Source organism: Pseudomonas baltica (assembly GCF_014235765.1).
Classification (GTDB): domain Bacteria; phylum Pseudomonadota; class Gammaproteobacteria; order Pseudomonadales; family Pseudomonadaceae; genus Aquipseudomonas; species Aquipseudomonas baltica.
Map to the genome: position 1 here is coordinate 2029081 of NZ_JACMYH010000001.1, position 20569 is coordinate 2049649.

At 63.0% G+C, this 20569-nt stretch carries 16 protein-coding genes; 10 read left to right on the top strand and 6 right to left on the bottom strand.

Features of this window, described 5'->3' with window-relative positions:
• The 6 genes from H7993_RS09125 to edd all read right to left on the bottom strand — a co-directional run bounded on the left by H7993_RS09125 (nt 1) and on the right by edd (nt 7481).
• Nucleotides 1-906 carry a carbohydrate ABC transporter permease gene (locus H7993_RS09125; RefSeq protein WP_122479603.1) on the bottom strand — a complete coding sequence of 302 codons (906 nt, stop codon included), beginning with the start codon at nt 904-906 and terminating at the stop codon, nt 1-3.
• A 140-nt stretch (nt 907-1046) separates the two neighbouring features.
• Entirely contained in the window at nt 1047-2333 is a 1287-nt protein-coding gene (locus H7993_RS09130; protein WP_185794103.1) for an ABC transporter substrate-binding protein, read from the bottom strand.
• 154 nt (nt 2334-2487) lie between these two features.
• Nucleotides 2488-3894, bottom strand: coding sequence for an ATP-binding protein (locus tag H7993_RS09135; protein ID WP_122479740.1), 1407 nt, complete (start codon nt 3892-3894; stop codon nt 2488-2490).
• Nucleotides 3895-3916: 22 nt separating this feature from the next.
• Nucleotides 3917-4639, bottom strand: coding sequence for a response regulator (locus H7993_RS09140; RefSeq protein ID WP_122479605.1), 723 nt, complete (start codon nt 4637-4639; stop codon nt 3917-3919).
• A gap of 65 nt (nt 4640-4704) precedes the next feature.
• Nucleotides 4705-5658: a glucokinase gene (locus H7993_RS09145; protein WP_122479606.1), complete on the bottom strand. Its 954-nt coding sequence runs from the start codon at nt 5656-5658 to the stop codon at nt 4705-4707.
• The gene (gene edd, locus H7993_RS09150; RefSeq protein WP_122479607.1) at nt 5655-7481 is read right to left on the bottom strand and encodes a phosphogluconate dehydratase; all 1827 of its coding nucleotides are present in this window, start codon (nt 7479-7481) and stop codon (nt 5655-5657) included. Before edd ends, H7993_RS09145 begins: the two co-directional genes overlap by 4 nt.
• 274 nt (nt 7482-7755) lie before the next feature.
• On the opposite strand from edd, the gene gap reads away from it, so the two are divergent.
• The 10 genes from gap to gcvT all read left to right on the top strand — a co-directional run bounded on the left by gap (nt 7756) and on the right by gcvT (nt 20528).
• Nucleotides 7756-8757: a type I glyceraldehyde-3-phosphate dehydrogenase gene (gene gap, locus H7993_RS09155; RefSeq protein ID WP_122479608.1), complete on the top strand. Its 1002-nt coding sequence runs from the start codon at nt 7756-7758 to the stop codon at nt 8755-8757.
• Nucleotides 8758-8883: 126 nt separating this feature from the next.
• On the top strand, nt 8884-9405 hold the full coding sequence (locus tag H7993_RS09160) for a sigma-70 family RNA polymerase sigma factor (protein WP_185794104.1): 522 nt from the start codon (nt 8884-8886) through the stop codon (nt 9403-9405).
• Between the two features lie 41 nt (nt 9406-9446).
• Nucleotides 9447-10340, top strand: a complete 894-nt coding sequence (locus H7993_RS09165) for a FecR family protein (protein ID WP_185794105.1) — start codon at nt 9447-9449, stop codon at nt 10338-10340.
• A gap of 144 nt (nt 10341-10484) precedes the next feature.
• The gene (locus H7993_RS09170) at nt 10485-13043 is read left to right on the top strand and encodes a TonB-dependent receptor (RefSeq protein ID WP_185794106.1); all 2559 of its coding nucleotides are present in this window, start codon (nt 10485-10487) and stop codon (nt 13041-13043) included.
• A 113-nt stretch (nt 13044-13156) separates the two neighbouring features.
• Nucleotides 13157-13774 (top strand): biliverdin-producing heme oxygenase, encoded by a 618-nt coding sequence (locus tag H7993_RS09175; protein ID WP_185794107.1) that lies wholly within the window; start codon nt 13157-13159, stop codon nt 13772-13774.
• A gap of 19 nt (nt 13775-13793) precedes the next feature.
• The gene (locus H7993_RS09180; protein ID WP_122479741.1) at nt 13794-14195 is read left to right on the top strand and encodes a YbaN family protein; all 402 of its coding nucleotides are present in this window, start codon (nt 13794-13796) and stop codon (nt 14193-14195) included.
• Nucleotides 14196-14276: 81 nt separating this feature from the next.
• Entirely contained in the window at nt 14277-15785 is a 1509-nt protein-coding gene (locus H7993_RS09185; protein ID WP_122479613.1) for a sigma-54-dependent transcriptional regulator, read from the top strand.
• A gap of 314 nt (nt 15786-16099) precedes the next feature.
• Nucleotides 16100-16477, top strand: coding sequence for a glycine cleavage system protein GcvH (gene gcvH, locus H7993_RS09190; protein ID WP_185794108.1), 378 nt, complete (start codon nt 16100-16102; stop codon nt 16475-16477).
• A 9-nt stretch (nt 16478-16486) separates the two neighbouring features.
• Entirely contained in the window at nt 16487-19348 is a 2862-nt protein-coding gene (gcvP, locus tag H7993_RS09195) for an aminomethyl-transferring glycine dehydrogenase (RefSeq protein WP_185794109.1), read from the top strand.
• Nucleotides 19349-19403: 55 nt separating this feature from the next.
• Nucleotides 19404-20528 (top strand): glycine cleavage system aminomethyltransferase GcvT, encoded by a 1125-nt coding sequence (gene gcvT, locus H7993_RS09200; RefSeq protein WP_185794110.1) that lies wholly within the window; start codon nt 19404-19406, stop codon nt 20526-20528.
• Nucleotides 20529-20569 lie beyond the last annotated feature (41 nt).

Here is a 20569-nt window from a genome sequence, read left to right on the forward strand (position 1 = left end):
TCATTGACGTTTGCCCCGCAGTTCGGAGTACAGGTAGGGCACCAGGATGGCCAGGATCGCGCCGAGCATCAGCATGGCGCTGGCCGACCCCTGCCCCATCTGGCCCCGGCTGAAGGTGAAGGCGTACATGAACATCGCGGGAAGGTCCGACGAGTAGCCCGGCCCTCCCGCCGTCATCGCAGCTACCAGGTCGAAGCTCTTGATGGCGATGTGCGCAAGAATCATGAAGGCGCTGAAAAACACCGGACGCAGGCTCGGCAGGACGATGCGCAGGTAGATGGTGGGCAGGCTGGCGCCGTCCACCTGGGCGGCACGAATGATCGACTGGTCGACGCCACGCAGGCCGGCCAGGAACAGCGCCATGACGAAGCCCGAGGCCTGCCAAACGGCCGCGATCACCAGGCAGTAGACCACCCGGTCCTGGTCAACCAGCCAGTCCAGGCGAAAGCCTTCCCAGCCCCAGTCGCGCAGCAGTTTGTCCAGGCCCATGCCCGGGTTGAGCAGCCACTTCCAGGCGGTACCGGTGACGATCATCGACAGCGCCATGGGATACAGGTAGATGGTGCGCAGGAAGCCTTCGCGGCGAATGCGCTGGTCCAGCAGCACTGCCAGGAATACCCCCAGCACCAGGCTGATGAAAATGAACAGGCCACCGAAGACCGCGAGGTTCTTGCTCGCGACCCACCAGCGATCGTTGTCCATCAGCCGCGCGTACTGCGCAAGGCCCGCCCACTTGTAGTTGGGCATGAAGCTCGAAGTGGTGAAGGACAGCACCAGGGTCCACAGGATGTAGCCGTAGAAGCCGACCAGCACGATAAGCATGCTCGGTGCCAGCACCAGCTTGGGCAGCCAGCGCTGCAGGGCGTCCAGGGGCGAAGCCCTGCGCATGACAGCAGTTGAGCTCATGTTGAGATGTCCGCTTCGTTGGATAGTGTGTAGCAGCGGCGCAAGCCGCGTCCGGCAGCGCCGCGAATGCATGATGCAACGGCGGCGATCGGGACCCGGCTTGCGCCGGTGCTACAGGGCTGGGTGTGTCAGCCTGATGTTCACTTGGCCGAACTGATGGCCTTGGCCAGCTGCGAGGCGGCCTTCTGCGGATCAGCCTGGGGATTGTTGATGTAGTTGGTCACCACATCGAAGATCGCGCCCTGCACCGCCAGCGTCGTGGCCATGTTGTGCGCCATGCTCGGCTGCAGGCCGCCGGTCTTGTCGTCGGCCAGGAAGTCCTTGGCCGCCGTCTGGGCGCAGGCGTCGAAGCCCAGCTTGTCCATCTCGGCGAGCATGTCGGTACGTACCGGGATCGAACCCTTGTTCATGCTGAAGACTTTCTGGAAGTCGGTGCCCAGTGCAACCTTGGCCAGGTCTTGCTGCGCGGCCATGTCGTCCTTGTTCTTGAGTTCGAACACGGCCAGCGAGTCGATGTTGTAGGTGAAGGCTTTCTCGGTGCCGGGGAAGGCCACGCACTGGTAATCCTTGCCGGCCACCTTGCCTGCCGCGGTCCACTCGGATTTGGCCCAGTCGCCCATCATCTGCATGCCGGCCTTGCCATTGATGACGTCGGCAGCCGCGATGTTCCAGTCACGCCCGGCACGGTTGGGGTCCATGTAAGTTGCGACCTTCTTCAGCTCGGTGAACGCCTTGACCATCTGTTCACCCGTCAGGGTGCTCTCATCGAGGTCGACGAAGGCTTTCTTGTAGCCGTCTGCGCCCATGACCGACAACACCACGTCTTCGAACACGGTGCTGTCCTGCCATGGCTGACCACCATGGGCCAGCGCGATGAAGCCCTTGGCCTTGAGCTTGTCGCCGGCTGCATAGAATTCTTCGAGGGTAGTCGGCGCCTTTTCGATACCAGCTTTCTTGAACACCTCGGGGTTGATCCACAGCCAGTTCACCCGGTGGATGTTCACGGGAACGGCCACATACTCGCCGTCGTACTTGACGGTGTCAGACACCTTCTTGACCAACAGGCTGTCCCACTTCTCATCCACGGCAACCTGCTTCAGGGCTTCGGTGCTGAGCAGCCCGGTGCTGCCCCATTCCTGGATGTCGGGGCCTTTGATCTGGGCAACGCCAGGAGGATTGCCAGCCATGGCGCGGCTCTTGAGCACGGTCATTGCGGTGGAACCGCCGCCGCCGGCCACGGCGCCGTCCTTCCAGGTGAAACCGTCTTTCTCCACCTGCGCCTTGAGCACGTCGACTGCTGCTTTTTCACCGCCGGACGTCCACCAATGCACCACTTCTACCGAACCTTTGGAGTCGGCAGCCAGGGCACTGAGCGGGAACACGGAGGCAAGGGAAACGACGATGGCGAGGCGGGAGAGCGAGTTCATGGGACATCCTTTTTTGTTGTTATGCAGATGCAAGTCTGATGCTTGCGTTGCATGAGAGTGTAAACATCGCCACAGGGGCGCAGGTAACGAAGGGATGGGGAAATGTCACCGACTGGTGACATTCGATCGGCTGGCGTGAGCACGCATGAACGTCTCACACCGCCTTGCGTGGCAACACCAGGGTCACGCGCAACCCGCCAGCCGGAAGATTCTGCAAGGTCACCTCGCCGCCATGGCTGTGGGCGATATTGCGTGCGATGCCCAGGCCCAGGCCGTAGCCCTGCTGAGTGCCGGCCAGACGAAAGTGCGGCTCGAAGACTTTCTGCAGCCGTTGCTCCGGCACCCCAGGGCCTTCGTCGTCGACGTACAACACGAAGGCCTCGGCGTCGTCATGGATGGACAAGTGCGCGCGGTCGCCGTACTTGAGTGCGTTGTCGATCAGATTGCCGATGCAGCGCTTGATCGCCAGCGGCTTGCCGGTATAAGCCCGGCGCGCCTTGCCTTCCAGGGTCACTCGGCCGTTGCCGTGCGGCGCCAGATAGGGCTCTACCAGGCAGTCGAGTACCTGATCGAGATCGACCCGTTCGATGTTTTCGTGGATGTCGGTGTCTTTGACGCATTGCAGCGCGCCCTTGACCAGCAATTCCAGCTCGTCCAGGTCACGGCCGAACTTGGCTTCCAGGGCTGGATCGTCGAGCAGTTCGACGCGCAGCCGCAGGCGCGTGATGGGCGTGCGCAAGTCGTGGGAAATCGCACTGAACAGCTGGCTGCGCTCGGTCAGGTAGCGACTGATGCGCTCACGCATGGCATTCAGTGCACGGGCCACTTCCACCACCTCGCTGCCACCGCCGTCCATGGGCGGTTCGTTGCTCACCTCGCCCAACGACAGCTCGCGTGCGGCGCGGGCCAGGCGTTTCAGGGGCCGGCTTTGCCAGTGCACGAGCACGCCAATGAACAGCAGCAGGAACCCGCTGGTCAGGGCGATGAACCAGATCTGCTGGGCAGGCAGGCCCTCTTCCTCGAGCGTGGTATAGGGTTCGGGCAACAGCGAAGCGATGTACAGCCATTCGGTGGGTCCCAGGCGAATCTGGGTGACCAGCACCGGCGGGTTGACCGGTTCCAGGGTCAAGGCGTAGTGCGCCCAGGAGCGCGGCAGCTCGTCGAGCTTCAGGCCGCTATTGAAGATGCGCAGGTCGTCGGGGCTGACGAAGGCCACCGAGATATCCACGTCGACGCCCAGCTGGGTGCGGAGCACTGCAGAAACCGCATCGATCACTGCAGTCTTGCGCGCAGTCGATTCGAGCAGTTGCATACCCAGTGGCTTGTCGTTGAGCGAAACGAAAAAGCGCGTACCGCCCATGCTGCGCAGCTGATCCAGGACCAGCGGCCGATAGGCCAGTGGCAACGAACGGAAATAGCTGACGCTGGCCGCCATCGAGTGGGCCAGGCTGCGGGCGCTGGTCACCAACCCTTCGAGCTGGGTGGCACGCAGCTGCGACAGCCAGATGACGCTGGACAAGCCCTGCGCCAGCAGCACCGCCAGCAGTGTCAGCAACAGCATGCGACCCAGCAGTGAGCGCGGCTTAAACAGGCGCAACGTGGGCCGCCAGCAAGTAGCCGCTACCACGTACCGTGCGGATCAGCCGCGAGGGCTTGTCATTGTCGCGCAGGCGTTGGCGCAGGCGGCTGACCGCCATGTCGACGATGCGATCCAGCGGCATCGGCTCGCGCCCGCGAGTGGCGTTGCCGATGGTATCGCGGTCGAGGATCTGCTGCGGATGGTCGAGGAACAGCTTGAGCAAGGCAAAGTCGGCACCGGAGAGGAACACCTCTTCCCCGTCGGTGTGAAACAGGCGGTGGCTGACGGTATCCAGCCGCCAGTCGTCGAAGCCGAGTACTTCGCCACTGCGCTCGCTGGCGAACTGGCTGCGTCGCAGCAACGCCTTGATGCGCGCCTGCAGCTCGCGCGGGCTGAACGGCTTGCCCAGATAGTCATCGGCTCCCAGCTCGAGGCCGATCACGCGGTCGGCTTCGTCGGAGCTGGCGGTCAGCATGATGATCGGCACCTGGGCCATGCGCGGATGCTGGCGGATCCAGCGGCACAGACTGAAGCCATCTTCGTCGGGCAGCATGACGTCGAGAATCACCAGGTCGGTGCCGACCTCGGCGCCAAGCGCTTCGCGAAAGCCCGCGCCATCGGCCGTGGTGCGCACGGCGAAACCGGCGCGGCTAAGGTAGGTGTCCAGCAGTTCGCGGATGTCCTGATCGTCATCGACCAGCAGGATCGATTTGCCGACAGTGCTCACGTGGGCGTCCTTGTTGTCATTGCCGGGTCGATACGCCCGGCTTTTTTCAAGGGCTGATTAAACGCTCAAGCCTGCGCCTGTTGCAAGGCCACGCCTGCGCCCAACAGCCCGGAGAACTCGGCCGTGACCACCCACACCGGGATGCCCTTGAAGTAATCGCTCATGCAGCCCTTGTCGGCGAAGCTCTCGGCGAAACCGCTTTGCATGAAGATGTCGAGAAAGCGCGGGATCACGCCACCGACGATGTACACGCCGCCCCGGCCGCCCACGGTCAGCACGTTGTTGCCTGCCACCCTGCCCAGGAAGCGGCAGAATTGCTCCAGGGTTTCCCGAGCGACGGGGTCGCCGGCAAGCCCGGCGTCGGTAACCTCCGCAGGCGAAGTGCAGGAAGGCGTGTGGCCGTCCACTTCGCACACAGTTTGATACAACCGTAACAACCCACCACCGCTGAGAATCGTCTCGGCGCTGACGTGACCGATCTGCGCTTCGATGTGCGCGCGCAGTTGGGCTTCGCGCGCGCTGCCGACGGGCAGGTCGACATGGCCGCCCTCACCCGGCAATGCCATCCAGCCGTTGCGCAGGGCGATCAACGTGCCCACGCCCAGCCCCGTGCCTGGGCCGATTACCACTGCCGGACGTGCGGGATCCGCTTCGCCCTCGCAGACCAGCTGGTATTCATCGGGCTGTAGACGGGTCATGCCCAACGCCATGGCGGTGAAGTCGTTGATCAGCAGCAGGTGCCCGATCTGCAGGCTTGCGCAGAATGCCTTGCGGCTCAGGCGCCAATGGCTGTTGGTGAAGCGGAACTCGTCACCGTCCACCGGGCCCGCTACCGCCAGGCACGCGGCGCCGATGTCGCCCTTCTGCAGCTTGAGGTCGGCCATGTACACACCGATGGCGTGCTCGGGGCTGGTGTAGTCTGCCGTGGGGAAGACCCGAACCGAATGCAGTGCATCGTTTTCCCAGAGGGCGAAACGTGCGTTGGTACCGCCGATGTCGCCGATAAGGGCGAGTGTCATCGCAAAATCTCCAACCCCGAAGTGAAGGCACTGGCGCCTTGCTCGGCCGAGCTGAAGGCTTGGCGCATGAACCCGAACAGTTCACGCCCGCACCCTACGCCATTGGCCAAGGTGCCGACCGCCGGGGTGCGGCTGGCCAGCGTCTGGGCATCGACGCGTACCTGCAAGGTACCTTCGACACCGTCGACCCGGATGATATCGCCATCGCGCACCAAGGCCAACGGGCCACCGCTGGCCGCCTCGGGACTGACGTGAATCGCGGCGGGAATCTTGCCGGACGCGCCGGACATGCGCCCGTCGGTGACCAGCGCGACCTTGAAGCCGCGATCCTGCAGCACGCCGAGAAAAGGCGTCATCTTGTGCAGTTCCGGCATGCCGTTGGAGCGCGGCCCCTGGAAGCGCATGACCGCGACGAAATCCTTTTCCAGTTCGCCGGCCTTGAACGCATCGGCCAGCTCCTGCTGGTCCTGGAACACGCGGCACGGCGCCTCCACTACTTGGTTCGCCAACGCCACGGCAGACACTTTCATGACGCCCCGACCCAGATTGCCTTCCATCACGCGCAATCCACCCTCGGCCGAGAAAGGCCGTGCCACGGGGCGCAGGATGGTTTCGTCGAGGCTCGCCTCGGGACCCTCGCGCCAGACCAGCCGACCCTCTTGCAGAAACGGTTCGCGGGTGTAGCGGCTCAGGCCATGACCGGCCACCGTGTTCACGTCCTCGTGCAACAGGCCCGCTGCGAGCAACTCGCGAATCAGGAAAGCCATGCCGCCAGCTGCCTGGAAATGGTTGATGTCAGCCTTGCCGTTTGGATAGACATTGGACAGGGTGGGCACCACTTCGGACAAATCGGCCATGTCCTGCCAGGTCAGGATGATGCCCGCAGCCATGGCGATCGCCGGCATGTGCAGGGTGTGGTTGGTCGAACCGCCCGTCGCGTGCAGGGCGACGATCGAATTCACCAGCGACTTTTCATCGACGATGCGGCCGATGGGCGTGAACTCGCCGTTGGCCTTGGTCAGGCGTGTCACCTGATGGGCTGCCTCGTGAGTCAGCGCATCGCGCAGCGGTGTGTTGGGATTGACGAACGAGGCCCCCGGCAGGTGCAACCCCAGCACTTCCATGAGCAACTGGTTGGTGTTGGCCGTGCCGTAGAACGTGCAGGTGCCCGGACTGTGGTAGGACTTCATCTCCGATTCGAGCAATTCTTCACGGCTCGCCTTGCCCTCGGCATAACGCTGGCGAACATCGGCCTTCTCCTTGTTGGAGATGCCCGACGGCATTGGCCCGCCGGGGACGAAGACCATCGGCAGATGGCCAAAGCGCAGCGCGCCCATCATCAGGCCCGGAACGATCTTGTCGCAGATGCCGAGCATCAGGGCGCCATCGAACATGTTGTGGGACAAGGCCACGGCCGTGGACAGCGCGATGGTTTCACGACTGGCCAGGCTCAGTTCCATGCCGGCCTCGCCCTGGGTCACGCCATCGCACATGGCCGGCACGCCACCGGCGAACTGGCCGACCGAGCCGATCTCGCGCAACGCCTGCTTGAGCTGCTCCGGGTAGGTTTCGTAGGGCTGGTGCGCCGAGAGCATGTCGTTATATGACGAAACGATTGCGATGTTGGTCGCATTCATCATGCGCAGTTGGTGCTTGTCTTCGGTGCCGCACCCCGCTACTCCGTGGGCAAAGTTCGCACACTGCAGCTTGCCGCGCATGGGCCCGTCGCTGGCAGCGCTGTCGATCAGTTGCAGGTAGTGCTTGCGGGTAGCTTGGCTACGCGCAATCAGCCGTTGGGTGACCTCAAGGACGCGGGGATGCATGTGAAGAACTCCAGGCTTTGGGGGCGACCTCTGCAACACTCTGTCCGAACTACGACCCGTGTCAGGGCTCAAAGCCCTGCAGGCAAGAATCGATGTGAAGGAAGGGTTGTACCGGTCACTCGTTGTAGATAGAACAAAATATTGCCACTAAAAAGGCTTGTTTTCTATTTCTATGCGAATAATCTTGTAATTCCAACAACAAAACAGATTACGTGACCTGCTTGCCCGGACCTGATCCAAGGGGAATCACCCAATCTGATCACAGGAATCACTCATGACCATTCGCATAGCAATCAACGGTTTTGGCCGCATCGGCCGCAATGTCCTGCGGGCACTCTATACCCAAGGTTACCGCCAGGACCTGCAGGTCGTCGCCATCAACGACCTGGGTGACAGCGCGATCAACGCTCACCTGCTCAAGTACGACACGGTGCATGGCACTTTCGACGGCACGGTCGAGCACGACAAGGAAGGCCTCACGGTGAATGGCGACCGCATCTCGGTCAGTGCCATCCGCAACCCGGCGGAACTGCCGTGGAAGGCCGAGAACATCGACGTGGTGTTCGAGTGCACCGGCCTGTTCACCGACCGTGAAAAGGCTGCCGCGCACCTGACGGCCGGCGCGCGCAAGGTGATCATCTCGGCACCGGCCAAGGGCGCCGATGCCACCGTGGTGTACGGCGTCAACCACGACGTGCTGCGTCAGTCCCACGACGTGATCTCCAACGCTTCTTGCACCACCAACTGCCTGGCCCCGGTGGCCCAGGTGCTGCACCGCGAGCTGGGCATCGAGCAGGGCCTGATGACCACCATCCACGCCTACACCAACGACCAGAACCTGATCGACGTGTACCACAGCGACCCCTACCGCGCCCGCTCGGCGACCCAGTCGATGATCCCCAGCAAGACCGGCGCTGCCGAAGCCGTTGGCCTGGTGCTGCCGGAGCTGGCCGGCAAGTTGACCGGCATGGCGGTGCGCGTGCCGGTGATCAACGTCTCGCTGGTCGACCTGACCTTGAACCTTTCGCGCGAAGCCAGCCGCGACGAGATCAATGCGCTGATGCATGCCGCGGCCGAGCAGTCCAAGGTGCTGGGCTACAACACCCTGCCGCTGGTTTCCACCGACTTCAACCACAATCCGCTGTCGTCGATCTTCGATGCCAACCACACCAAGGTCAACGGCAAGCTGGTCAAGGTCATGGCCTGGTACGACAACGAGTGGGGCTTCTCGAACCGCATGCTGGACAACTGCCTGGCGCTGATCAACGCCAAGTAAGGCCCCATAGCGGCTGGATACGGTGGATGCCGTCTCCAGCCGCGATACCTCTTGCAAAGATCGCGACTTGACCAGGCGCACAGATGAGAAGCATTATCATCTTCTGCTTTCCGTCCGGGCAATTCCGTGAGTCAATCACGCTTCAATTCCGTTTTTCTCTCCCAACGCTTGAGTCTGCTGCGCACCCTTCAGCGCATGGTACGCAACCCCAGCACCGCCGAAGACCTGCTTCAGGAAACCTACCTGAGGGTGAATCGTGCCCTGGGTGAGCGACGCATCGAGCACCTCGAACCCTTCGTCTTTCAGACAGCACGCAATCTGGCCCTGGATTACCTGCGCTCACGGCGGGTGCACGAGCGAACCATGGTCGAAGATGTGCCCCTCGACGTGCTACAAAGCATTGCAGCAGTGGCCAGCAGTCCGGACGAGGTCGCCCATGCGGAGCGCCTTCTGGCCAGGCTGACCATCAGCCTGGCTCGACTGACGCCGCGCCAGCAGCGGATTTTCATCCTGAGCCGAGTGCATGGCAGCAGTTATGTGGAAATTGCCCATGAGCTGCACGTCTCGGCAAGCACCGTGCAAAAGGAATTGAAATTGATCATGGCGATCTGCATCGGTGTCGCCCAGCGCCTGGAGGAGCATCCGTGAATCGGCAGCATCTACCAGAGCGAGCGCCACCGACGCCTGCCATGGAGCAAGCCATCGATTGGTTGATTGCCCAGCCTTGCACCGACCCCACCGAGCAAAGGGCATTCGAGGCCTGGCTGCTGGCCGACCCCGAACATGCCGCGGCATTCGAGCAGGCCCGCGCGGTATGGCACGGCGCGCCGGTTCACCAGGCCGCCGTCGCCCTGCAAACGCGGCGCCGACTGCCGGCCTGGCGTCGGCATTGGAAACCACTGGCTAGCGCCGCAATGCTGGTGGTAGGCGTATTGAATTTCACCCACCTGCCGCTGCGCGTACAGGCCGCTCATCTGACCCAGGTCGGCGAACGGCAACACCTGCAACTGGAAGACGGTTCCAAGGTACTGCTCAACACCGATTCGGCTTTCTCCAGCCGCATCGACACCCGGCAACGCAGCGCACGCCTGTACGAAGGCGAAGCCTTTTTCGAGGTGCCTCCCAGCCGTCGGCAACCCCTGAAGGTGCAAGCAGGCCCGGTGCGTGCCGATGTGCTCGACAGTGCCTTCGCCGTGAGCTACCACGATGGCCAGGCACAAGTGCGGGTGCAGCGCGGCAACGTCGACCTCAGCGCCAGCCACGACGAGACGGTGCGCCTGAACGCCGGCGACAGCATACGCATCGGCCCCAGGGGATTCGGCACGCGTGAGCGGCTCGATCCACAGAAGGATCTGGCCTGGGTCCACGGCCGTTTGATCTTCGAGAATTGCCCAATGGGCGAGGTGCTTGCCGAACTTCGGCGCTATTACCCGGGGTGGATCATCAACACCGACAAGAAGCTCGAGCAGGTGGCAGTGACCGGCAATTACCGCCTGGACAACCCGCTCGAAGTGGTTCGCTCGTTGGCTCAGGTGACGTCGGCACAGGTGCGGGAGTTTCCGGCGCTGGTCATCCTGAACTGACGGATACGTCATTGCCATGAACCGAGACACCGCATAATTATTTTTACGCTGTAGCGCTTCCCCATCCGTCTAGTCATAGCCAATGCAACTGATTCGCATTCGGATCAGTAACACTATAACGATACGCGACAGGGAGCGCTTTCGATGTCCAAAGGTTTCACTCGTCCTCAGTTTCACCACTCGGTGCTCACCGCTGCCCTGCTGCTGGCCGCCGTGCCGGCCGTGGGCAGCGCTGCGGAGCTGACACCGAACAGCGCCCGCATCAGCGTCAATCACGCCTTCAGCATCGCTCGGCAGCCTCTGGCGTCGGCCTTGAACGGCTTCAGCACCACGACGGGATGGCAGGTCGGACTGCCCGCCGAGCTTGCCCAGGACGTCATTTCACCCGGTGCGCGCGGTAACCTGACGCCGGAACAGGCACTGGATCGGCTGCTCGCGGGGACACCCTTGCGCTACCGAAAAATCAGCGCCAACAACGTTGTACTCGAGCGCAGCTCGCCGGGCGCCGTGATCGCCCTGCAACAGATGACCGTCAGCGCCACACGCCAGGAACAAAGCGCCGACAGCGTCCCGAGTACCGTCAGCGTCCAGGGCCGCACGCAGCTGGACCGTGACAACGTCAACACCCTTCAGGACCTGGTGCGTTACGAACCGGGCGTCTCCGCAGGCGGCACCGGTTTGCGCAGCGGCCTTACCGGCTACAACATTCGTGGTATCGACGGCGACCGTGTGCTCACCCAGGTCGATGGCGTCGAGGTGCCGGATAGCTTCTTCAACGGCCCCTATGCGCAAACCGAGCGCAATTACGTCGACCCGGAAATCGTCAAGCGGGTGGAAATCCTGCGCGGGCCGGCGTCGTCGCTCTACGGCAGCAGTGCCATCGGTGGGGTGGTCAGCTACTACACCCTGGACCCGGAAGATATCATCAAACCCGGCAAGGATGTCGGCGCACGCCTGAAGACCGGTTACAGTTCGGCAGACGAAAGCTGGCTGAACTCGGCTACCGTGGCCGGCCGTTCGGGTGACTTCGATGCCCTCCTGCACCTGAGCCAGCGCAATGGCCACGAGACCGAATCCTACGGCGACCATACCAGCACAGGGCTGAGCCGCACCGCAGCCGACCCCAAGGACGTGCGCTCGACCAATGTCCTGGCCAAGCTGGGCTGGAACTACGCCGACGATGCTCGATTCGGGCTCACCTACGAAAAGTACAAGGACGACCGCGATGTTGATTTGAAAAGTGCCTATGGCGGCCCCTATGCAAATGGCAGGCCGCTGAATTTCTATCAGTCGCGCGGTGGCAACGACACGATCACCCGCGAGCGCTTCGGCTTGAATCACGACTTCGAGCTGGACAGCGTCGTGGCCGATCACATCAAGTGGAGCTTGAACTACCAGATCGCCAAGACCGACCAGCACACCGAAGAGCACTATGTCGTCCCGCGCGCGCGCGATGTGTTGCGAGCGCGTGACACTTTTTACAAAGAGCGCCAGTGGGTGTTCGACCTGCAACTGGACAAGGCCTTCGAGTTGGGACAAACCGATCACCTGCTGACCTACGGCACCAACATACGCCAGCAGAAGGTTACCGGCTCACGCAGCGGCTACGGGACCTGCTTGACCGTGATGGGCAGTTGCCGAGCCATCGGCGCCGACAGCGCGGCCGATCGCCTGGTCAAATCCAGCGACTTCCCCGACCCGACCATCAACACCTACAGCCTGTTCGTCCAGGACGAGATTCGCTGGAACCAGTGGACCTTGCGACCCAGCGCCCGCTATGACTACACCCAGCTCAAGCCCCGCCTGAGCGATGAGTTCCTGCGCACGGTCAACCCCACTGGCGAGTACACCGTGGCCGACAACGACCGGAACTGGCACCGGTTGTCACCCACGCTGGGCGTGACCTACGACTTCGATGACCACTACACCTGGTATGGGCAGTACGCCGAAGGCTTCCGCACACCTTCGGCCAAGGCGCTTTATGGCCGTTTCGAAAACCTTGGCGCAGGCTATACGGTCCAGCCCAATCCGGATCTGGAACCGGAAAAAAGCAGAAGTTATGAAACCGGCCTACGCGGCAAGTTCGAGGCAGGCACCTTCGATATCGCGGTGTTCTACAACCAGTACCGCGACTTCATCAACGAGGATGCGGTCAGCCCCGGGGCGACGTCCGCCGTGTTCCAAAGCAACAATATCAAGCATGCCACCATCAAGGGCGTCGAGCTCAAGGGCCGCTTGAACCTGGACAGCTTCGGTGCACCGCAAGGTCTCTACAGCCAGGGCTCCATCGCGTACGCCCATGGCAAGAACGAAGACAACGGCCAACCGATCAACAGCGTCAATCCTCTCAAGGGCGTATTCGGCCTGGGCTACGAGCAGCAGCAGTATGGCGGCCTGCTCAGTTGGACACTGGTCAAGCGTCAGAACCGAGTGGACAGCAGCGCGTTCAAGTCGCCGGACGGCAGCGGTGTGTTCAAAACGCCTGGCTTCGGCATCCTCGACCTGGCCGGTTACTACAAGGTCACCGACGACGTCACGGTCAACGCCGGCCTGTACAACCTCACCGACAAGAAATACTGGCTATGGGACGACGTGCGCAGTTATGACGGCGTGGGCGAAGCGGCGGTGACATCACCCGCCAACCTCGACCGCCTCACTGCTCCCGGTCGTAATTTCGCGATCAATCTGGTTTGGGACATCTGATAATGGCACTGTAGGGGCAGATAACCGCTGCCCCTGTGGTGGGATTTTTTTACGGTCCGCTGTGAGTTGATTCGTCTCGTCTAAACAGCACCGCATTTTTCAAGGAACTCGCAATGACCGTCACCGAGCACATTCAGGACCACGCCCCACTGCGCTCCGCTCGCTTGCGCGCGATCAGCCAGGCGTTGCACGACAGCCTGGAAAACACCGTGGCCCGCTACGCGCCATTCGATACGCCGCAAAGCTATGCGCGCTTTCTGCAGATGCAGTACCTGTTCCAATCCGAGTTGCAACACCTGTACAACGACCCGGCCCTGATCGCCTTGTTTCCCGATCTGCCCGAGCGATGCCGCGCAGAGGCGGCCAAGGCCGATCTGATCGATCTGGGCGTGGCCATTCCGCAACCTGTTCCGGGCGCCCTCAGCGAGCCCAGTCAGGCCACGGCGCTCACCTGGATTCGCGTCTCCGAAGGGTCTAAACTCGGCGCCGCCATCCTGATCAAACGGGCTAACGCCTTGGGTTACACCGCCAGTTTCGGTGCTCGCCATTTGGCCGAACCCGAGGGCGGGCGCGGCAAGGGCTGGAAAGCCTTCAACGCGATCTTCGACGCCCTGCCGTTCAGCGCGGCTGAAGAAGCGCAAGCTGATCAGGCGGCCAACGATGCGTTTGCGCGCTTGCAGGTGCTGCTGCAACACACCTACGCCGACCACAAGGAAACGGCGCCGGCCTGACCCCCACTGTATGGAACTCATGGACAACCCTCGCCCGCTCCCCTCAAAGCTGGCCCGCGTGCTTTACGGCCTGCTGGCCTATACCAGCCTGATCATCGGGTTGATCGCCATCGTGGTGCCGGGGTTGCCCACCACCGAGTTCATCCTGCTGGCCGCGTGGGCGGCGACCAAAAGCTCACCGCGGCTGAGCGCCTGGCTGGAGAACCACAAGCTGTTCGGCCCGATGTTGCGGAACTGGCGCAATGGCAAGGTGATAACCCGTCGAACCAAGGTCAGCGCAACCGTCAGCATGGTCCTCTGCTCAGTGCTCATGTGGTTCACCCTCAAGCAGCACTGGCCGGTGTACGCGGCGATCTCCGGCATGGTGCTGGTCAACCTGTGGATCTGGTCGCGGCCCGAACGCATCAACCCCCAGCGCTGAGCACGCCCGCGTAGGTGCTACAGCTTTCCACGATGGCAAGGCATACTGCGTCCCTCCGCTGTCCGGAATGCTCGAGACCCCATGCGTATCCACGTCAGCTTCATCGATCGTGTCGGCATCACCCAGGAAGTGCTGGCCCTGCTGGGGGCGCGCAACCTCAACCTCGACGCAGTCGAGATGGTCCCGCCCAACGTCTATATCGACGCACCGACCCTCAGCCCGCTGGTGCTGGAAGAACTGCACGATGCGCTGTTCCGGGTGCGGGGCGTGGAGGACGTGCGCGTGGTCGATATTCTTCCAGGACAACGTCGGCACCTGCAGCTTGAAGCCTTGCTGGCCGCCATGGGCGATCCAGTGCTGGCACTGGACAGTGCCGGCAATGTGCTGTTGGCCAACCCGGCTTTGGTCGAGCTGTACGGCCGCGAGCCCGCCGGACAGTCGGTGGCGGACCTGTTCGCCGATCCTGCCTTGCTCGGCGCCTTGCTCGAACAAGGGTTCCGTCTGCCACTGCGCGAGGTCAACCTGAATGGCCAGACGCTGTTGCTCGATGCCACACCCATCACCGACGCCGGTGCCCTGCTGACGCTATACCCGCCCAACCGCATGGGTGAGCGACTGGCCGCCCTGCACCACGACCACGCCGAAGGGTTCGATTCGCTGCTGGGCGACTCCGCACCGATCCGTGCGCTCAAGGCCCGGGCGCAACGTGTTGCGGCGCTGGATGCGCCGCTGTTGATCCAAGGCGAGACGGGCACGGGCAAGGAGCTGGTGGCGCGGGCCTGCCATGCCGTCAGCGCGCGCCACGGCGCGCCGTTCCTGGCGCTCAACTGCGCCGCCCTGCCAGAAAACCTCGCCGAGAGCGAGCTGTTCGGCTATGCCCCCGGTGCATTCACCGGCGCCCAGCGCGGCGGCAAGCCAGGGCTGATGGAACTGGCTCACCAAGGCACGGTGTTTCTCGACGAAATCGGCGAGATGTCGCCGTACCTGCAGGCCAAGCTGCTGCGGTTCCTCAACGATGGCAGCTTTCGCCGGGTAGGCGGCGACCGTGAGGTCAAGGTCAACGTGCGCATCCTCAGCGCCACCCACCGCAACCTGGAGCAGATGGTGGCCGAAGGCGCCTTCCGCGAAGATCTGTTCTACCGCCTGAACGTGCTCAACCTGAACGTGCCACCCCTGCGCGAGCGCGGTGAAGATATCCTGCTGCTGGCCCGTTATTTCATGCAGCAGGCCTGCACGCAGATTCAGCGACCGATGTGCCGGCTGACGACGAGCACCTATCCGGCCCTGCTGGGCAACCGCTGGCCGGGCAACGTTCGGCAGTTGCAGAACGTGATCTTTCGCGCAGCCGCCGTCTGCGAAAGCAACACAGTCGACATCGGCGATCTGGACATTGCCGGCACCAGCGTGAGTCGACGCAACGACGGCGACGTCGTCAGCCTGGAGCAGGCCGTTGGCGCCTACGAAAAAGCACTTCTGGAAAAGCTGTACCCCAGTTACCCATCCAGCCGGCAACTGGCCAGCCGTCTACTGACATCTCACACGGCCATTGCCAACCGGTTGCGCAAGTATGGAATCGGTGGCGCGAACTGATACCGCAGACGAACTGGCCTGTATCGTTTTAAATACATCGTACGTAATTCGATACGACTCCTGTAGCAGCGGCGCAAGCCGCGTCCGGGCTCGCTGGGGTCCATGCAATAGACCGCGTCTACCGCCGACGCGGCTTGCGCCGCTGCTACAAGGGAGGCGGATCTGGGTGTTTCGTAGCGTTTTCGTTACAACCGTTGCGATCCTTGATGGGGGTGATTTGCCTGGAGCCCTTGCAGCCTGTGACTTTGGGAAATCTGGCAACCATCTTGCTAAGTAACCCTCATTGCTGAACCCCAAATCATTGCGGAGTTTCCATGAGCGAGTTGCGTTTCACCGTCGAACACGAATGGCTACGCCTCGAAGCCGACGGTAGCGTCAAGGTCGGTATCACCCCATTTGCCCAGAATGCTTTGGGCGACGTGGTCTTCGTGCAGTTGCCCGAACTGGCCCGCCATGCGCGCGATGCCGAGGTTTCGGTGCTGGAATCGGTGAAGGCCGCCAGCAGCATCAACATGCCCCTGGATGGCGAGATCGTCGAAGTCAACGCTGCACTCGATGCGGCTCCGGAACTGGTCAACCAGGACCCACTGGCCCGGGGCTGGTTCTTCCGGTTCATTCCCGACGACCTCGAACAGGTTCGCGCCTTGCTCGACCAGACCGCCTACGACAACCTGATCGCCGCCCAAGGCTGAGGACCCACCATGACTCGCGCCATTGCATTGCACACCGACAACGAATTCATCGCCCGCCACATCGGCCCGGGCCCGGCCGACGAGCAGGCCATGCTCGACTTCCTGGGCTTCGACAGCCTCGATGCCCTGAGCGCCAGCGTTATCCCCGAAAGCATCAAGGGCACCAGCGTGCTCGGTCTCTCTGCCGGGCAGAGCGAAGCCGATGCCCTTGCCGCGATCAAGGCCATCGCCCAGCAGAACCAACTGTTCAAGAACTACATCGGCCAGGGCTACTACAACACCCACACGCCGGCGCCGATCCTGCGCAACCTGTTGGAGAACCCCGCCTGGTACACGGCCTACACGCCGTATCAGCCGGAGATTTCCCAAGGCCGTCTGGAGGCGCTGCTCAACTTCCAGACCTTGATCAGCGACCTGACCGGACTGCCCATCGCCAATGCCTCGTTGCTCGATGAAGCGACCGCCGCCGCCGAGGCCATGACCTTCTGCAAACGGCTGAGCAAGAACAAGAACAGCCAGCGCTTCTTCGCCTCCAGCCATTGCCATCCACAGACCCTGGCCGTGCTGATCACCCGCGCCGAGCCGCTGGGTATCGAAGTGGTCATCGGCGACGAGCATGAGCTCGCCGACACCGACGGTTTCTTCGGCGCTCTGCTGCAGTATCCCGCCAGTAACGGCGACATTTTCGACTACCGTGAACTGGTAGAGCGCTTTCATGCTGGCAATGCCCTGGTAGCCGTAGCGGCTGACCTGCTCGCCCTGACGCTGCTCAGCCCTCCGGGCGAATTCGGTGCCGACGTCGCCATCGGCAGCGCCCAGCGTTTCGGCGTGCCACTGGGTTTCGGTGGCCCACACGCGGCGTACTTTTCCACCCGCGACAGCTTCAAGCGCGACATGCCTGGGCGCTTGGTCGGCGTGTCGGTGGATCGCCATGGCAAGAGCGCGCTCCGCCTGGCCATGCAGACCCGTGAACAGCACATCCGTCGCGAGAAGGCCACCAGCAACATCTGCACGGCCCAGGTGCTGCTGGCCAACATCGCCAGCATGTACGCGGTCTACCACGGCCCGGCCGGCCTGATCCAGATCGCGCGACGCACCCACCAGCTCACTGCCATCCTGGCACGTGGCCTGACCCAATTGGGCGTGCGCGTGGAGCAGCAACACTTCTTCGACACCCTGACCCTGGCCACCGGCGGCGCGACCGAGCGCCTGCACGAGCAGGCCCGGGCTGCAGGCATCAACCTGCGCGAAGTCGACGCGCAGCGCGTGGGCATCTCGCTGGACGAAACCACCCGCCAGGCCGACGTGGAAGCCTTGTGGCAGCTGTTCCACAACGCAAGCACGCAGGTGGTATTCCAGACCCTGGCCGATGAGGTCGGCGATCAACTGCCCGAGCCGCTGTTGCGCCAGTCGGCGATCCTGCAGCATCCGGTGTTCAATCGCTATCACTCGGAAACCGAGCTGATGCGCTACCTGCGCCGCCTGGCCGACAAGGACCTGGCCCTGGATCGCACCATGATCCCACTGGGCTCCTGCACCATGAAGCTCAATGCCGCCAGCGAAATGATCCCGGTGACCTGGGCCGAGTTCGGCCAGTTGCACCCTTTCGCACCGGCCGCGCAGAGCCGGGGCTATCAGTTACTGACCGACGAACTGGAGAGCATGCTGTGCGCGGCCACCGGCTACGATTCCGTGTCACTGCAACCCAACGCCGGCTCCCAAGGTGAATACGCCGGCTTGCTGGCCATTCGGGCCTACCACCAGAGCCGCGGCGAAGCGCACCGCGACATCTGCCTGATTCCATCCTCGGCGCACGGCACCAATCCGGCGACCGCGCACATGGCCGGGATGCGCGTCGTGGTCACTGCCTGCGATGCACGCGGCAACGTCGACATCGAAGACCTGCGCGCCAAGGCCATCGAGCACGGTGACAAGCTCGCCGCACTGATGATCACCTACCCGTCCACCCATGGCGTGTTCGAGGAAGGCATCCGCGAGATCTGCGCGATCATTCATGACCACGGTGGCCAGGTGTACATCGATGGCGCCAACATGAACGCCATGGTCGGCCTGTGCGCACCGGGCAAGTTCGGCGGCGACGTGTCCCACCTGAACCTGCACAAGACCTTCTGCATTCCCCATGGCGGTGGCGGCCCAGGTGTCGGCCCGATTGGCGTGAAAGCGCACCTGGCGCCGTTTCTGCCCGGCCATGCCGCGCTGGAGCGCAAACAGGGCGCGGTCTGCGCGGCCCCGTTCGGCAGCGCCAGCATCCTGCCGATCACCTGGATGTACATTCGCATGATGGGCGGCGACGGTCTCAAGCGTGCTTCCCAGGTGGCCATCCTCAACGCCAACTACATTGCCCGGCGCCTGGAACAGCACTACCCGATCCTCTATGCCGGCAGCAACGGACTGGTGGCCCACGAGTGCATCCTCGACGTACGCCCGCTCAAGGACAGCAGCGGCATCAGCGTCGACGACGTCGCCAAGCGCCTGATCGACTTCGGCTTCCATGCTCCGACCATGTCGTTCCCGGTGGCAGGTACCTTGATGATCGAGCCGACCGAAAGCGAGTCGCTGGAAGAACTCGATCGGTTCTGCAACGCCATGATCCAGATCCGCGAAGAGATTCGCGCGGTCGAGGAAGGCCGTCTGGATCGCGAAGACAATCCGTTGAAGAATGCGCCGCACACCGCCGCCGAACTGGTCGGTGAGTGGACCCACGCCTACAGCCGCGAACAGGCGGTCTACCCGCTGCCGACGCTGCAGGAAAACAAGTACTGGCCACCTGTAGGTCGGGTCGACAACGTTTTCGGCGATCGCAACCTGGTGTGCGCCTGCCCTTCCATCGAAGCCTATCAGCAAGCGTGACGACTGCGGCGCGCAGCGTTTATCGCTGCGCGCCCCGCCTCGCAAGGAACGAAAAATGTCCGATGCCACTCTGCAAAAAACACCCCTGCACGCGCTGCACCTGGAACTGGGCGCGCGCATGGTGCCGTTCGCCGGCTACGACATGCCGGTACAGTATCCGCTGGGCGTGATGAAGGAGCACCGCCACACCCGTGCCCAGGCCGGGCTGTTCGACGTGTCGCACATGGGCCAGATTCGCCTGACCGGCGCCGATGCCGCCAAGGCACTGGAGACGCTGGTGCCGGTGGACATCATCGACCTGCCCGTGGGCATGCAGCGCTATGCCATGTTCACCAATGAACAAGGCGGCATTCTCGACGATCTGATGGTGGCGAACCTGGGCAACGACACCTTGCTGCTGGTGGTCAACGCCGCCTGCAGGGATCAGGACCTTGCCCATCTGCAACGCCATCTGCACGGTCACTGCGAAATCGAGGCGTTGTTCGACGCACGCGCGCTTTTGGCACTGCAGGGGCCAGCAGCGGTAACGGTGCTGGCACGCCTGGCGCCGGAAGTCGCAGACATGACCTTCATGCAGTTCGCCAGCGTGAAGCTGCTGGGCGTTGAGTGCTACGTGAGTCGCTCGGGCTACACCGGCGAAGACGGCTTCGAGATTTCCGTGCCCAGCAGCGAGGCAGAAGCGCTTGCGCGCGCCTTGCTGGCCGAGCCTGAAGTGGAACCGATCGGCCTGGGCGCACGCGATTCGCTGCGCCTGGAGGCGGGCCTGTGCCTGTATGGCCATGACATGGACAGCGAGACATCGCCGATTGCGGCCAGCCTGCTGTGGGCCATCTCCAAGGCGCGCCGTGCCGAGGGTGCGCGCGCCGGTGGCTTCCCAGGTGCTGACATCATCTTTGCCCAGCAACGCGAAGGCGTTGCACGCAAGCGCGTCGGCCTGCTGCCGCAGGATCGCACTCCAGTGCGCGAAGGTGCGTCGATCATCAACGCTCAAGGAGTGGAAGTCGGCCGCGTGTGCAGCGGCGGGTTCGGCCCGACACTGGACGCGCCGGTTGCCATGGGCTACGTCGACGCCAGCGCCGCTGCCTTGGATAACGAACTGCAGGCCATCGTGCGTGGCAAGCCTGTGCCCTTGAAAGTTGCCAAGATGCCCTTCGTTGCTCAACGCTATTATCGTGGGTGAATGAAAGACCGGATATCCCTGCGAGTGCGCAAACAGTCGCT

What these genes read in the sequence shown, in the direction of transcription:
- H7993_RS09125 (WP_122479603.1), bottom strand. Translation starts at nt 906, where the DNA reads ATGAGCTCAACTGCTGTCATGCGCAGGGCTTCGCCCCTGGACGCCCTG.
- H7993_RS09130 (WP_185794103.1), bottom strand. Translation starts at nt 2,333, where the DNA reads ATGAACTCGCTCTCCCGCCTCGCCATCGTCGTTTCCCTTGCCTCCGTG.
- H7993_RS09135 (WP_122479740.1), bottom strand. Translation starts at nt 3,894, where the DNA reads ATGCTGTTGCTGACACTGCTGGCGGTGCTGCTGGCGCAGGGCTTGTCC.
- H7993_RS09145 (WP_122479606.1), bottom strand. Translation starts at nt 5,658, where the DNA reads ATGACACTCGCCCTTATCGGCGACATCGGCGGTACCAACGCACGTTTC.
- edd (WP_122479607.1), bottom strand. Translation starts at nt 7,481, where the DNA reads ATGCATCCCCGCGTCCTTGAGGTCACCCAACGGCTGATTGCGCGTAGC.
- gap (WP_122479608.1), top strand. Translation starts at nt 7,756, where the DNA reads ATGACCATTCGCATAGCAATCAACGGTTTTGGCCGCATCGGCCGCAAT.
- H7993_RS09165 (WP_185794105.1), top strand. Translation starts at nt 9,447, where the DNA reads ATGGAGCAAGCCATCGATTGGTTGATTGCCCAGCCTTGCACCGACCCC.
- H7993_RS09170 (WP_185794106.1), top strand. Translation starts at nt 10,485, where the DNA reads ATGTCCAAAGGTTTCACTCGTCCTCAGTTTCACCACTCGGTGCTCACC.
- H7993_RS09175 (WP_185794107.1), top strand. Translation starts at nt 13,157, where the DNA reads ATGACCGTCACCGAGCACATTCAGGACCACGCCCCACTGCGCTCCGCT.
- H7993_RS09180 (WP_122479741.1), top strand. Translation starts at nt 13,794, where the DNA reads ATGGACAACCCTCGCCCGCTCCCCTCAAAGCTGGCCCGCGTGCTTTAC.
- H7993_RS09185 (WP_122479613.1), top strand. Translation starts at nt 14,277, where the DNA reads ATGCGTATCCACGTCAGCTTCATCGATCGTGTCGGCATCACCCAGGAA.
- gcvH (WP_185794108.1), top strand. Translation starts at nt 16,100, where the DNA reads ATGAGCGAGTTGCGTTTCACCGTCGAACACGAATGGCTACGCCTCGAA.
- gcvP (WP_185794109.1), top strand. Translation starts at nt 16,487, where the DNA reads ATGACTCGCGCCATTGCATTGCACACCGACAACGAATTCATCGCCCGC.
- gcvT (WP_185794110.1), top strand. Translation starts at nt 19,404, where the DNA reads ATGTCCGATGCCACTCTGCAAAAAACACCCCTGCACGCGCTGCACCTG.